The organism is Flavobacterium sp. (assembly GCF_044369455.1).
Classification (GTDB): Bacteria; Bacteroidota; Bacteroidia; order Flavobacteriales; family Flavobacteriaceae; genus Flavobacterium.
In genome coordinates, this window is the sequence record NZ_JBIPLW010000019.1 from 13015 (window position 1) to 27836 (window position 14822).

The following is a 14822-nucleotide window of genomic DNA, read 5'->3' on the forward strand; positions in this document are numbered from 1 at the left end:
ACGGACTACTTGATACTAATTTGATAAGGCTTTTTTATGCTTTATCAAATCATTGATAGCGATACGTAGGAAATTTGGAATAATAGTTTCGTTGGTTTTATAGATTTTGTCTTCGTCTAATAAATCTTCTAACATATCACGGAACTTTTGTTTTCCTTTCATATCTATTATTCTTTCTCGCTTTTCTTTGTTTTTTAGATTGGCAATAAAACTTAATGCATCTGCTTCGGGATGAAATTGCAGTCCAACAAACTCATCAGAAAAACGAACTCCCATAATGGCTCGTTCATATTCTCTATGATTTCTGATTTTTTCTAACGAAATAATCATAGCGCCTTTTTTAGTAAAAATGCTTAGTTTTGGTTGTACTACTTGATAATCACGGCTGTCAATTGCATAAAAAGGATTTCCTAAACCCTCTAGAATAGGATCATTCATTCCAGCCTCCGTTTTATGAACCGTCATTACACCAAAAGAGGTAGATTTTCGTTTAGTAATTTGTGCTAAACCAAAATGGTGACAAGCCATTTGAAAAGAATGGCAGATAAACAATACGTGCTTTTTTACTTTTTGTTCTTTGTTCCAATTCCATAATTGATCTATGAAATCATACCATTTTAAATCCCAAATACCGTCGCCTTTAATTGGATTTCCTGGTCCACCTGTAGAAATAAAGATATCAAACTTCTCAATGTTTGGAAATTCACTTTTGCCGCGAATATCAAAAATTTGAAAAGTAACTATTTGATTAAATCTATTAATAATGTCAATAATACAGCGCATTCCCTGATTAGGTTCTCCGTTGTACATATCCAAAACTGCTATTCGAATTTGATTGTTCATCATAATTAATTAATAGTGCAAATATAACTTTTTCAATTATAATCCTCTTGTAAATTCGCTTGTAATCATATCGACCACCTTAGTCAAATCTTTAGTTTTTTCAAAAATAGCCAATTGTTTGTCGGCACCGGTTCCTTCTTTCATTATGGTATGTGCATAATTAATTTGTTCTCTACTTCCAAGTTCATCAATAACATCTTCAATAAACTCTAGTAATTCAATAATTAAGCATTTGGTATCAACTTCTTGCTGCAATCCAAAATCAATCATATTTCCATCGATTCCATAACGAGCAGCACGGAATTTATTTTCTTTAATCAAAGCTATTCTATAAATATTAAAACTAGTATTTGCCATAGTAAGTTTATAAAGCTTGGCCACAACGGCTTGAATGATAGCTACAATACAAATGGCTTCGTCCACAGTCAAACTCATATCGCAAATACGAAACTCAATAGTATCATAAAACGGATGCAAACGTAAATCCCACCAAATTTTCTTTGGATTATCAATACATTTAGTTTTTACCAAAGTTTCTAAATAATTATCATAGGCTTGCACACTGTCAAAATACTCTGGTAAACCTGTTCTCGGAAATTTATCAAATACCTTTGTTCTAAAAGATTTGTATCCGGTATTTCTGCCTTCCCAAAACGGAGAGTTAGTAGACAATGCAAAAATATGAGGCAAAAAATAACATGCCTGATTCATTAACTGCAAGCCAATTTCACGATTTTCAATGCCAACATGACAATGCATTCCAAATATTAAATTAGAACGCGCTGCATCTTGTAATTCGTTAACAATATGATGATATCTTGGATCATCAGTAATTGGCTGATCTTGCCAACGTGAAAAAGGATGTGTTCCTGCGCCACCAACAACAAGATTTTGCTTAGACGCTAATTCAACTATTTTACTTCGCAGAAAACGAATTTCAGTATTTGCTTCAGCTACATTTTTACAAATATTGGTTCCGACTTCAACTACCGATTGGTGCATTTCAGCTTTTACTTGTTCTTTTAAAATGCTTTTGGCTCCATCAACAATTTTAGATAAATGTGAACGCAAATCGCGTGTTTCTGGATCTATAATTTGATATTCTTCTTCTACACCTAGCGTAAATATTGGTAATTTCTTAGTCATCACTCTTCATTTTAGTTATCAAAATTATATTATTTTTGTGCAGCTGAATCTTTAATAAATGTTCCCCAAGTTAAATTTGTTTGTCCAGGTTTTTGTTTTTTTGCAGCTGCTATTGCCATTTTTGCAGAAGCTTCAACAACCCATTCGAAATTTTCGGCACCAACAGAAGTTAATTCAGCATCTGGAGCTGGATTTCCGAAGTCAATTGCATATGGAATACCATCACGAACAGCAAATTCTACTGTATTGAAGTCATAACCCAAACCTTTACAAAGTCTTAATGTATAGTCTTTTACAGTAGCTAAAAGTTTTTTATCTGTTGGTGGACCATCAATTACATAACGCAAATGATGTGGATTTCTTGGCTCATATTGCATTATTCTAACATCTTTACAACCCAAACAATAGACTCTAAAATATTCGGTAAATACAATCTCTTCTTGTAAAAGCATAACCAATTGTCCTGTTTCTTGGTGTTTTTGCCAAAACTCCTCTTTATTTTCAAGACGGTAAACACTTTTCCAGCCACCACCAGCATACGGTTTCATATAGGCTGGAAATCCAATATAATCAAAAATGCCATCCCAATCCATAGGGAATTTCAAATTACGAAATGATTTTGAGGTCGTATCGGTCGGATGTTCTGCCGAAGGAAGGATTACCGTATTTGGAAGTGGAACTCCTAACGTATCAGCCAAACAGTTATTAAAAAACTTGTCATCAGCACTCCACCAAAATGGGTTATTAATTACATTAGTTCCGGTTAAGGCAGCATTTTTAAGAAATGCTCTATAAAAAGGAACGTCTTGAGAAATTCGATCAATGATTACGGCATATTCACCACCTTTGTTTTGAACTACTTTATCAATAGAAACTGCCTCGGCAATAATATCTTTTTCACCTTTCGAGTTTACTCTGTCTATAAACGCTTGTGGATAGGTATCTTCCATTCCAAATAATATTCCAATCTTTTTCATTTGTATTAGGTTTTTGTCTTAGTTTATGTTTTTTTTAGAAAAATTTGATTCTAGATAAATAATGTGGAAACATTTCTTTCCAAACTGGCCAATCGTGTTCCTTATCTTGACGAATATCCAACCAATGTGGCACATCTTTATCTGCTAAAATACGACTCAACTTTAAATTAGCATCCAAGCAAATGTCCCAATTAGAGGTTCCTAAAATGATATCCATATTCCATAGTTCACCATCATGCAATCCATGAAGATAATCTTCAGGAGAATTATAAAACACATCATCATCCCAATGACCGTCCATAAAACTTTTTATAGAAAATGCACCGCTCATAGAAAATACATGACTAACATAGCCAGGATGTTTAAAGGCAAAATTTACAGCATGATAGCCTCCAAAGCTACAACCTGCAACTGCCACTTTTCCAACACGTGTATTGTTTTTTACGCGTTCTACAATTTCATGACAAATCATTTTATCGTACCAAGTATGGTTTTGAATTCGGTGTACTGGATGTATTTTTCTATTATAAAAACTATCTTTATCTATGCTATTTGGGCAAAAAATTTGAATTAATCCTTGTTCTAAATACCAGCGTGCACTTTCAATCAATCCTTGATCTCTATTTTCATGAAAACTGCCCATTGAAGTAGGGAAGAGGATCACCGGATATCCGGCATGCCCAAAAACAAGCATCTCAATTTCACGATTTAAATTGGGCGAATGCCACTTGAAATAGTCTTCTCTCATAAATTGTTATTAGAGTAACAATTATAATGAAAAAAACGTTGTAAAATATGTAAAAATAACTAAATACTAAACTATTGCGATATACTTTTTAATGATATTTAGTTTTTAAATAATTCTTAAAAAATGGATTGAATGTAAACGCTGTTTTTAATAATTAACAATTTATAAACTTATAATTCTATTAACTGTATTTGACTTTTTAAGCGCTCTATAAGCATATTCATCATTCTTTTATTCAAATTTGAAGATATTTGAATGTATTCTGCATATTCGTCTAAAGTAAAAAAAGCAATTACCATTCCTTTGAGAGAATTTCTAAACTTAATATCTCGATGGATTACATTCTCTATATACGCCATTTTTTTGTCCGGTGAAAGACTAAAGAATGCACTTTTTTGTTTTATTGCATAATTTATAAAGACTTGGATAAACAAATCATTTTGTAACTTTAAAATAGGACGTAAGGTTCTATTTTGAAATGTTTCTTCTGCAGTTGATTGATTAGTAATTGTTCCTAAAGCTTCTCCTCTTAATTCTAAAACATTATTATCTCTGGCTTCCATGATTTTTATTTTAAAGTTATAAAAAAACCTCTGTTGAAAAACAGAGGTTGATTTATAGTTATCAATAATTAATTGTTAATTATTTTATCTTGAAAACGGTTTTACGTACTAGACGTCTTGCCCAATCTGATTTCTTATCTACACTATTGTCTTCACCGTTAGACTGAATGTTTAATCTAGATTCAGCAATTCCGGCTTTATTTAAAATTGTTTTAACTGCTTGAGCTCTATCACTAGCTAACTTATCATTAAATTCTGTGCTTCCAATTTCATCAGCATAACCGGTAATATCAACTGATTTGGAAGGATTGTTTTTTAAATAATTTAAAATGAATCCAATATTACTTGCAGATGCTGAGTTTGGAGTTGATTTTCCAGTATCAAAGTAAGCTGCAATGTAACCGTCATTGATTAACTGAATAACTGCACCATCTGTTGCTGCTGCAGTTGCAGCATTATTGTTATTAGTGATAGAATTATTCACATATTTCTCTAAATCATCAGGAACACCATTATTGTTTTTATCTACCATTCTACCTTTAGTATCAACAGCTACTCCAACAATAGAGTTTTGTTCAGCATCTAAGTAATCTGGCACACCATCTTTATCACCATCATTCATTAAATCTTCGATTTCACCGATTCTACTATTAAGAGAATCTAAACGTTTTTCATTTTCATCTTTGATGATAGCCCAATCTCCGTGTATTTTACCTTTTCCAAGTGCTACAGACAAACCTATCGAAGTTCTGAATAAACTACCTGTTAAGTTATTTTTAGATTCTGAAAAAGTTGTTCCATCCCAGTTATAATGTTGTCTAACATTTGAATTCACTGTTAGATCAGCAAAAACACTTACGTTTTTAAAAATTCTAAATTGAGGAGATAATCCACCAACAACTCCTCCATTCCATTCTGTTATATCTTGTGGCCCCATTTTCGGAGTCATTCTAGAGACATTAAATCCGAAATGGAACAATAACCCAAATCGACCAGCTTGTTTTTGAATATCAAACAATCTGACTAAATTGGCAACACCTTCAGCAGTAAATTGATGATGTTCCATTTGAAAAGGTAAACTCCCTGAACCATTTTGTTCTTGAAGATTGTCAAAATTAATATTCGCTTTAACACCAAATTTTGGGCTAAACATATAACGTGCACCGAAACCAACAGAATTAATAGCTATACCACCGATAAAACTTCCTGGTTTGTTACCATAATAACCATCGGTGTAAGGTTTTGAGCCTTTGGACTGACCAACACTAGCTTCAATAGACCATCTATTGAATGTCTCTCCAACAAGCTCCTTATCTGGTTCTGCTGCAATAAGTTCTAAATCTTTTTTGTTTTTCTTTTCTTTTTGAGCGTTTGCCGTCAAGGAAAAACACAAGAAAGTTATCAATAATAGTATGCTATTCTTCATAAGATGTGATTTATAATTATTTAATTAAATGTTAAAATCGATACAAATATAAATGTTTCCGATTAATAATCAACTTTTTTGCATTATATTAAAAAAAAAATGAACAGGTTTATTCTGTATAATCAACAGTACCATGAGGCATCTCATAGATTTCAAGATCAAAATATTTAATCGAGGCAAAAATATGGTCAAAAACATCTGCCATAATATACTCATAATTTTCAAATCTTTTGTCGTTTGAAAAAGTATAAATCTCTAAAGGAACTCCTTGTGGAGTTGATTGCAATTGACGACAAAGCAAAATCATTTCTTTATTCAAGCCCGGATATTGACTTAAGTATTGTGTAATATATTTTCTAAATAATCCAAAATTGGTCATATTTCTGCCATTAACTAAAATTGATTTATCAACTTGGTGCGTTTTATTAAACTTTTCAATTTCGTTTTGACGGTTTTCAATATAACTACTAACCAATTGTATTTTTCTCAAATTCTGAAGTTCATTTTCATCTAAAAAACGAATAGTATTTGCTCTTACTAAAATATGCCTTTTTATTCTTCTACCATTTGAATTCAACATTCCACGCCAGTTTCTGAACGAATCAGAAATTAAACTATACGTTGGTATTGTGGTAGTCGTATTATCAAAGTTTCTAACTTTTACTGTTGCTAAATTAATTTCTATGACATCGCCATCAGCTCCAAACTTGTCAAAAGTTATCCAATCTCCAATCCGAACCATATCGTTTAATGAAACTTGTACACTAGCTACAAATCCTAAAATAGTATCTCTAAATATTAATATTATAATGGCGGAAATGGCACCAAATGTTCCCAACATGGTATTAGTACTAATATCAAAAACATTGGAAATCACAAAAACAAAAGCAAAAATCCATAAGACAATCATAATTACTTGAATGTAACTATCGATAGGTTTGTCACTATATCTTGGATTTTGTTTTAGATGATCTCTCAGAGCATGAAAAATAGTTTTGATTATCCATAAACTTAATAAAACAATATAGATACCAACAAGCTTTCCAAAAATTGATTCCCAATACACAAAGTTTTTCAAAATAACTGGAACACATTTATAGATAAAAAGTAACGGAATTAAATGTGCTATATATGTAGCGGTGTTATTGGTAACCAATAAATCATCAAATTTAGTTTTGGTTTTTCGAGCCATGATAATCATCGTTCTGACTAACATAAACCTAAAAATTAAATAAATTATATAGGATAAAACAGAAAGAATAAAAATATTAATGGCCAAACTTAAATAAGCAGCAATGGTTTCTCCCAAATCTAATTTCTTTAAGAGTGGGTAACACCAGCAAAATATTTTTTCTACTATTTTATGCATTTTTCACATATTTTTTTTCAATATAAAAAGTTCCAAAAGGAAGAAATGATGCCACCTGAACTACTAAAAATTCCTTAATATTCCACTTTTGTTCTTTAAAAATTAGACACGCCAAAATTACATAAGAAATAAACAACAATCCGTGAGTCATTCCAATCGGATATAATAAACTCTTATACAATTCTAAATTTAACCGTTTAATAACTAACATATTAAAAAACAATAGTAAGTAGGAAACACCTTCAGCAATGGCAATGAACTTAAAAAATTTGGTCATGATTTATTATTTGAAGCAAAATTAGCTAATAACATTAATATTCAACTAAAAAGGAATTACTTTTGTTAGTATACAATTTATATGAGCAAACGCGATTTAAATAAATACGTAAAAGAACTTAACAAAGAGCAATTAGAAGAACAGTTGATTGAATTATATGAAAAATTCAAAGATGTAAAAATATATTATGATTTTGTTTTCAATCCTAATGAAAACAAGTTAGTTGATGAAGCAAAAATAAAAATTTCTAACGAATATTTTCCAATAAAAGGGAGAAGACCAAAAATGAGACGTTCTGTTGCTCAAAAATACATAAAGCACTTTATCGTTCTTGGTGTTGATGTGTTTTTAATAGCCGATGTGATTCTCTACAACATAGAAATTGCTCAAGCATTTTCTTCAGAAAGAATAATTAGACAAGAACTATTCTTTAAAAGTATGCTCACTTCGTTTCAACAGGCCATTAGTTTTTTGATTAGAAACGGAATTTTAGAAGACTTCAAAAGCAGAGTAGTGGCCATTAAAGAGGAAGCTATTCGACAAAATTGGCATAATCAGTATGAATTCAACGCTTTAATTGAACGGTTTGAATATTAAATTTTGTAAATAAGTAATTTAATTTTGGTGATAACTCTTTTTTAGGTGTACTTTTGCGAAATTGTAAAAATCACCATGTCTCAAAAAGATTTTAGTACCGAAATTGAGGAGAAAAAGGAGCTTTATGGCTACCAAAAAGGCGATATTGACAAAATTTTTGAACGTTTAGACAATGCTGCAAGCAACCATCATTTGTTGTATCAATTGCCAACCGGCGGTGGTAAAACTGTTATTTTTTCTGAAATTGTTCGACGCTATTTATCACAACATAATAAAAAAGTAGTGGTGTTGACTCATCGAATTGAACTTTGTAAGCAAACTTCAAAAATGCTCAAAGGATTTGATGTAAAAAATAAAATCATCAATAGCAACATTAAAGAATTACCCGACCAAGATGAGTATTCCTGTTTTGTAGCTATGGTTGAAACTCTGAAAAATCGTTTAAATGATGAGAAATTAATGATTGACAACGTTGGTTTGGTTATCATAGATGAAGCACACTATAATTCGTTTAGAAAATTATTTAGCCAGTTTAAAAAATCTTTTATTCTTGGAGTTACAGCAACACCGTTGAGTTCTAATATTAAGTTGCCAATGCACAATAATTATGATGAACTTATTGTGGGTGATACCATCCAATCTTTAATTGATAATGGTTTTTTGGCGAAAGCAACTACCTATAGTTATGATGTTGGTTTAACATCTTTAAAAGTTGGTATTAATGGAGATTATACTGTTAAATCTTCTGATGATTTGTATATGAATATGGTTATGCAAGAGAAATTATTACATGCCTATACCGAAAAATCATTAGGTAAAAAAACCTTAATATTTAATAACGGAATAAATACATCTTTATATGTTTACGAAACTTTTAGAGAAGCCGGATTTAATATAAGACATTTAGACAACACCACATCTGTTGAGGATAGAAAAGATATTTTGCATTGGTTTAAAAAAACACCCGATGCTATATTAACCTCTGTCGGAATTTTGACAACAGGTTTTGACGAACCAACAGTAGAAAGTATTATACTAAATCGTGCTACAAAATCATTGACCTTATATTTTCAGATGATTGGTCGTGGTTCCCGAAAATTACCACAAAAAGATAATTTCACAGTAATCGATTTAGGAAACAATGCGCTGCGATTCGGATTATGGAATGATCCCGTCGATTGGCAGCATATCTTCAAATCTCCAGAATATTATTTAGAAAGTCTTAGAGATGATGCTGAAATTGAAACACATTTTAAATATGTTATGCCCGAGGCAATTCGGAAAATGTTTAGTAAAACAACTCATATAACAATAGATATTGAAGAAGAATTTAAAATGATAATTGCACAAAATTTGCGATCAAAAGAAGTTCTAGAAAAATCCATAAACCAACATGCTATAATGTGTGTTGAAAACTCTCTGGATTTATACCAAGCCCGAATGCTTTCTAAATTATTAAACGATGATATAGAAAGTAGAGTTATACGATTTATCAATTGTCTTGGAAAAACAAGTAAAAACTATCGAGAATGGTTGGTTGAAGATTATAAAAATAAATTAAGCTTGACGATTGGAAAAAAATTTAGAGAGTTAAATTTTTAAATATCAAGTTTATTTAACTGATTATATAGTGTTGTAAATCAAATAATTAGTCAAAATCTTTATTCTTAGCAATTGCATATTTTGTGAACTATAATTTATATTATGTAAAATAGAATTTATTAAAACAAGTTCTTTGTATTGTTTTAAATGTTTTTTATCAATACGCATCTTCTTCTCTTAAGCTTTACTATTTTTGTATTTTTAAAAAAAACAACACACATAGAAATGAGTAATTCAATAGCAGAAAATATTGCTAACTTTTTAAAAGAATTTTCGCCTTTCAATTATTTGACTCATGACGAATTAATTCAAGTTGCGACGAGTATTGGCGTTGTTAATTTAGATAAGCATAAAACACTTTTTCAAATCAATGATAAATTGCATGATAGCTTTTATGTTGTTGCGTCTGGAGTAATTAATCTTTCTGTAATTGCCGACGCTGAAGAAACATTATTGAATAAATGTTATGCTGGTGATGTTTTTGGTCTTCGTCCCTTTTTTGCTAAAAACAATTATATGATGACGGCAAAAGCTCGTGAAGATAGTATTGTTTATGCCATTCCAATTAGTATTTTTAAACCCTTTGTAGCCCAAAACCCTCAGGTTTTAGATTTTCTATTAGAAAGTTTTGCAACTAATACTAGAAATCCATTTGATAAAGACAATCGAGGTAAACTTATAACTGAAAATGTGTATACTGAAAATAAACAAAATGAGATTCAGTATTTTCAGTCACTTGCCTATAATAAAACACCTTTAAAGGTTAGTACCACAGCTATTTCAAAAGATACTGCACAATTAATGACTGAAAATTTAACCGATAATGTTATTGTTACCGAGCAGAATTATCCCATCGGAATTGTTACCGACACTGATTTTAGGACAAAAATTGCCAATGGTAGATTTCCACTTATTTCAACCATAGATAAGATAATGTCATCTCCAGTAATCACAGTGCCCGAAAATGTATCTGTTGCTGAGGCTCAGCTTCTATTGCTCAAACATAATGTGAGTCATTTATGTGTCACTGCAGATGGTTCTGACAAATCTGATGTTAAAGGTGTGATTTCTGAACACGATTTAATTGTTGCTCAAGCCAATAATCCTGGTGTTTTGATAAAAGAAATAAAACGTTCGCTTTCTCCAAAAGAATTAAAATTAGTACGAGAGAAATTAACAGACTTAATTCAAAGTTCTATCGCTAAAAATATTCCGTTGCCACATATTTATAATATTTCTGGAGAAATTATAACAGCTATTATTAAACGTTCTATTGAGTTGTCAATTCTTGACTTAGGCTCTCCTTCTGCACGATTTGCTTGGTTTAGTATTGGAAGTCAAGGAAGAAAAGAACAATTTTTGTTAACAGACCAGGATAGCTTTTTGATTTTTGAAGATGTGGCCGCCGAAAATTATAGAGATGTTAAAGATTACTTCTTAAAATTAGCCAAGAGAGCCACAATGATATTAGAAAAAGTTGGTTATGAATTTTGTGTAAACGGTCACATGGCTAGTAATTTGCTGTGGTGCAAATCTATGTCAGATTGGATTAAACAATATAACAACTGGATGAAAACTCCCGGAGATAAATCAAATGACATTAGTAGTATCTTTTTTGACTATGAGTTTGTTTTTGGTGAAAGCAAAATGGAAGAATTTATTAATGATGTTGTAAATAAAAACACAAAAAACAATCCTCTTTTCTTCGATTATCTTGGAAATGATGCTTTGAGAAAAAATCCACCATTAAACTTCTTTAAAAAATTCAATCTCGAAGAAGAAGGCGAAAATAAAGGTAAATTTGATATTAAAAATAAGGCAATTATGCCCTTAGTTGATGGCGCTCGATTATTTGCTATAAGTTTCAATTTACGCGGTATTACTAATACCTATTTGAGATTTAAGCAATTAGCAATGACAGATCCTAAATTTTCTGAAATTTATCTAAATTGTGCTGATGCCTTTTTGATTTTGTCAAAATTCAGAACACTTGAAGGATTGAAAAATGACAGCGCTGGTAATTTCATCAATTTAGACGAGCTTACCAAAGTTGATAAAGAAAGACTAAGAAATGCTTTAGGGCCAATGAAAGAATTAGAAGAATTAATTAAAGATAAATTTCAGTTAACACAATTTTCGTAACATGTTAGATTGGATAAAAAATATTAATAAAGAATATCCAGAGTTCTGGAAATTATATCTTTCAAAATTTGAAACCAAATCGAATAGATACGTGGTCCTAAGCACAGAAACCACAGGTTTAAACCCCAGAAAAGATGTTATTCTGTCTTTTGGAGCAATAGGTGTTATGAATGATGTTATTCGCATTGGGGATAATTTTGAAGTGGTTCTATTACAATATAAGTACCTTCATGATAACGGATTATCAAATGAATTCTTGATTGAAAGTAAATTATCAAAATTGGCAGAACCACAAGCTATTCAGTCATTTGTTGATTATATCGGAAATGCCGTTCTGGTGGGACACCGAATTCATTTTGATATCGAAATGATTAATGATGTTTTGGAAAAAATGGAATGCGGAAAATTAAAAAATGAAGCTTTGGATGTCGAAATTATGCATCAAAAACTAATAGACATTACAAATAAATCTTTTTCATTAGTCGATTTAATCAAGCATTATAAAATTCCAGAAAATGAGAAAAATTCAGCATCAGATGATGCCTATTCCATAGCGTTATTATTTCTTAAATTAAAATCGAGATTAGGTTTTAAATAAAAAATCCCGACTCGTAGTCGGGATTTTTCGATCTGTCAAAATCAAACAAAACAATAATCAAACAATTATTTTCTCGTGACACCTATGCTTATGGCTTTTTCTTCATAAACATATTGGTGTAATATTTTTTTCCATTAGTTTCATCAACCGATACTGAAATACCCAAATGCGTATAATCACCTTCGATGTTTGCTTTGTGAGCTGGACTGTTTAACCAAGCTGCCATAGCGCTTTCTGCAGTTTGATAGTTGTAAGCGATGTTCTCGCCTACTCTATCTGCTCCTAATACCTGAACAAGATTATTAGATCGTTGTTGGAAATAATCGTGATTAACTACTTTATTATCAATCATGTAAATGTTGTGCTCTTCTGATTTGAAAGAAATGTGATTGATTACTTCTAGTGTGTTCAATCCCATACTTGCACGATGATTGTTAATAAGCGTAACTAGTTTTAATTCTACTTCATTGTAGTTGTATGAAGTGACAACTTTATTGTCTGTTGAATTCCCTTCTGAAGAGTCAGAAGAACAAGATACCATAGTGAACACGATTGCTAACGGCAACAATGCTCTAAACATTTTTGCTTTCATAGTAGTAGGTTAAGTTTTAATAAAGTAGATGTGGGGCAAACACTTTATTTAGTTAATAATGACAGAAAAAATTATTAAAACTTGGTAGATGTGGGGCAAACACTTTATTTAAATAATTTTATAAGAACGTATTGTTTGATTTTGTTTGACAATTTTACCACTTTTATCGTTTAAATAACAAATAAAATCGATGAAATACACATAATTAATTTATATATAAATAATTTTCTTACTTATATGCAGTTCGTCGATAGTTATTTTTATTATCGTGTATTTTAAAATAATGTTGTAGTAACTATATATTTGTATAAAAAAGAAAATTGAAAACTACTATTTCTAATACTACACTAACTGCAACAATAAATCACAAAGGAGCTGAATTAATTTCGCTCAAAAATCAAACTTCAGACAGAGAGTATATTTGGGGAGGAAACCCCGAATATTGGGGAAAGCACGCTCCTGTTTTGTTTCCGATTGTAGGTACACTAAAAAATAATTCTTATATCTTTAATGATACGTCCTATAAATTATCCCGACATGGATTTGCAAGAGATATGGTTTTTGAATTGATAAAAGAAACCGAATATGAAGCAGTTTTCTCTTTAAAAGCAGATGAAATAACAAAAGAATGGTATCCATTTGATTTTGAACTGCACCTAACGTACACATTAACGGATTCAGAATTAATAATACGTTATAACGTAATGAATAATGGTTCTCATGCAATGTATTTCTCTATTGGTGGACATCCTGCATTTGCGCTTCCAAACCAATTTGAGAGGTACAGTCTAAAGTTCGAACCCAATGAAAAACTTGTTTCATACCTATTAGACGACGATTTGCTTTCCAATACAACCAAACAAACTGATTTAAAACAAAGTAAAGTACCCCTAACCTATTCTTTATTTGAAAATGATGCGTTAATTTTCAAAGAACTACAATCAAATCAAATACAACTACTTGAAAATAATAAGCCTATATTGAATTTCAAGTTTCGAGACTTTCCCAATTTTGGAATCTGGACCAAATTAAAAGCGCCTTTTATTTGCTTAGAACCATGGGCTGGTTATTCAGATCTTGATACAACTTCTGGAAATATTGAAGAAAAAGAAGGTATTCAAAAATTAGACAGGAATATTTCTAAAGAATATAGTTTTAGTATCGAAATTTTATAAATTTACCGAAACGCTAAACGATGCTTACTATTAATTTTCATCCGTTTCAAAACTTAGAAACCGAGCGATTGCTATTGCGCCGCTTAAATAAAAATGATTTCAAAGAAGTTTTGGCGTTACGTGGCAATCCGGAAACCATGAAATATATACCAAAACCTCTGGCAAAAACGAAACAAGATGCCTTAGCACATATCGCTATGATTGAAGATAAAATAGTCAACAATATTGGCATTAACTGGGGAATTACCATCAAAGGAAATCCTAAAATTATTGGCATTATTGGAATATATAAATTTTATCCCGAAAATCATCGTGCAGAGATTGGGTATATGTCTTTACCCGAACATAACGGAAAAGGGTATATTACTGAAGCCATCAAGGCAGTTGTAATTTATGGTTTTGAACAAATGAACTTGCATTCTATTGAAGCAATCATTGATCCTGATAATAGTGCATCCGAAAGGGTTTTACAAAAAAATGGATTTGTGAAGGAAGCACATATCAAAGAAAATGAACTTTGGGAAGGGAAATTTTGGGATACCGTTATTTATTCGTTGCTAAAAAGGAATTTCAATAAATAACTATTACAATCTAGGTAACGTCTTGATATAAAGCTCTTCTACCTTTTTTCTTGCCCAAGCTGTTTTTCTCAAAAACGTCAAACTCGATTTGATACTTGGATTTGAAGTAAAACATTTAATTTTTATCAACTCACCCAAAGTATCAAAACCATAATAGTCTACCAGTATTTCTAGTATTTTTTGAAG

16 protein-coding genes are annotated in these 14822 nt (G+C 31.0%); 6 read left to right on the forward strand and 10 right to left on the reverse strand.

What is annotated here, in order from left to right; genetic code table 11:
- Positions 1 to 15: 15 nt before the first annotated feature.
- From ACIQ2L_RS12865 to ACIQ2L_RS12900, 8 genes are all read right to left on the reverse strand, one after another.
- Positions 16 to 846 carry a type 1 glutamine amidotransferase gene (locus ACIQ2L_RS12865; protein WP_396159448.1) on the reverse strand — a complete coding sequence of 277 codons (831 nt, stop codon included), beginning with the start codon at positions 844 to 846 and terminating at the stop codon, positions 16 to 18.
- A 33-nt stretch (positions 847 to 879) separates the two neighbouring features.
- Positions 880 to 1989: a carboxylate-amine ligase gene (locus ACIQ2L_RS12870; protein ID WP_396159450.1), complete on the reverse strand. Its 1110-nt coding sequence runs from the start codon at positions 1987 to 1989 to the stop codon at positions 880 to 882.
- A 29-nt stretch (positions 1990 to 2018) separates the two neighbouring features.
- A complete protein-coding gene (locus ACIQ2L_RS12875) occupies positions 2019 to 2966 on the reverse strand; it encodes a RimK family alpha-L-glutamate ligase (RefSeq protein ID WP_396159452.1) in 948 nt (315 codons plus the stop codon).
- Between the two features lie 34 nt (positions 2967 to 3000).
- Positions 3001 to 3714, reverse strand: a complete 714-nt coding sequence (locus tag ACIQ2L_RS12880) for an esterase family protein (RefSeq protein ID WP_396159454.1) — start codon at positions 3712 to 3714, stop codon at positions 3001 to 3003.
- 170 nt (positions 3715 to 3884) lie between these two features.
- Positions 3885 to 4277 (reverse strand): glyoxalase, encoded by a 393-nt coding sequence (locus tag ACIQ2L_RS12885; RefSeq protein WP_396159456.1) that lies wholly within the window; start codon positions 4275 to 4277, stop codon positions 3885 to 3887.
- Positions 4278 to 4356: 79 nt separating this feature from the next.
- Positions 4357 to 5703, reverse strand: a complete 1347-nt coding sequence (locus tag ACIQ2L_RS12890) for an OmpA family protein (protein ID WP_396159458.1) — start codon at positions 5701 to 5703, stop codon at positions 4357 to 4359.
- 109 nt (positions 5704 to 5812) lie between these two features.
- Positions 5813 to 7072 carry a mechanosensitive ion channel family protein gene (locus tag ACIQ2L_RS12895; RefSeq protein ID WP_396159460.1) on the reverse strand — a complete coding sequence of 420 codons (1260 nt, stop codon included), beginning with the start codon at positions 7070 to 7072 and terminating at the stop codon, positions 5813 to 5815.
- Positions 7065 to 7349: a DUF3817 domain-containing protein gene (locus ACIQ2L_RS12900; RefSeq protein ID WP_396159462.1), complete on the reverse strand. Its 285-nt coding sequence runs from the start codon at positions 7347 to 7349 to the stop codon at positions 7065 to 7067. Before ACIQ2L_RS12900 ends, ACIQ2L_RS12895 begins: the two co-directional genes overlap by 8 nt.
- An 81-nt stretch (positions 7350 to 7430) precedes the next feature.
- Here ACIQ2L_RS12900 and ACIQ2L_RS12905 point away from each other — a divergent pair, with 81 nt between their 5' ends.
- From ACIQ2L_RS12905 to ACIQ2L_RS12920, 4 genes are all read left to right on the forward strand, one after another.
- Positions 7431 to 7946, forward strand: a complete 516-nt coding sequence (locus ACIQ2L_RS12905) for a DUF6155 family protein (RefSeq protein WP_396159464.1) — start codon at positions 7431 to 7433, stop codon at positions 7944 to 7946.
- 75 nt (positions 7947 to 8021) lie between these two features.
- The gene (locus ACIQ2L_RS12910) at positions 8022 to 9548 is read left to right on the forward strand and encodes a DEAD/DEAH box helicase (RefSeq protein ID WP_396159466.1); all 1527 of its coding nucleotides are present in this window, start codon (positions 8022 to 8024) and stop codon (positions 9546 to 9548) included.
- 225 nt (positions 9549 to 9773) lie between these two features.
- Positions 9774 to 11690, forward strand: a complete 1917-nt coding sequence (locus tag ACIQ2L_RS12915) for a DUF294 nucleotidyltransferase-like domain-containing protein (RefSeq protein WP_396159468.1) — start codon at positions 9774 to 9776, stop codon at positions 11688 to 11690.
- Between the two features lies 1 nt (position 11691).
- Positions 11692 to 12288, forward strand: a complete 597-nt coding sequence (locus ACIQ2L_RS12920) for a 3'-5' exonuclease (protein WP_396159470.1) — start codon at positions 11692 to 11694, stop codon at positions 12286 to 12288.
- Between the two features lie 88 nt (positions 12289 to 12376).
- Here the strand turns inward: ACIQ2L_RS12920 and ACIQ2L_RS12925 are convergent, their stop codons facing one another.
- Positions 12377 to 12880: a CAP domain-containing protein gene (locus tag ACIQ2L_RS12925; protein ID WP_396159472.1), complete on the reverse strand. Its 504-nt coding sequence runs from the start codon at positions 12878 to 12880 to the stop codon at positions 12377 to 12379.
- A gap of 320 nt (positions 12881 to 13200) precedes the next feature.
- Between ACIQ2L_RS12925 and ACIQ2L_RS12930 the strand changes: the two genes are divergently transcribed.
- Both ACIQ2L_RS12930 and ACIQ2L_RS12935 read left to right on the forward strand, forming a co-directional pair.
- Positions 13201 to 14055, forward strand: coding sequence for an aldose 1-epimerase family protein (locus ACIQ2L_RS12930; RefSeq protein WP_396159474.1), 855 nt, complete (start codon positions 13201 to 13203; stop codon positions 14053 to 14055).
- A gap of 20 nt (positions 14056 to 14075) precedes the next feature.
- Complete coding sequence (locus ACIQ2L_RS12935; protein ID WP_396159476.1) at positions 14076 to 14636, forward strand: GNAT family N-acetyltransferase; 561 nt, start codon at positions 14076 to 14078, stop codon at positions 14634 to 14636.
- Positions 14637 to 14639: 3 nt separating this feature from the next.
- On the opposite strand, the gene ACIQ2L_RS12940 is transcribed toward ACIQ2L_RS12935, so the two are convergent.
- The coding region (locus ACIQ2L_RS12940; RefSeq protein WP_396159478.1) for a VF530 family DNA-binding protein at positions 14640 to 14822 on the reverse strand (183 nt) is incomplete at its 5' end.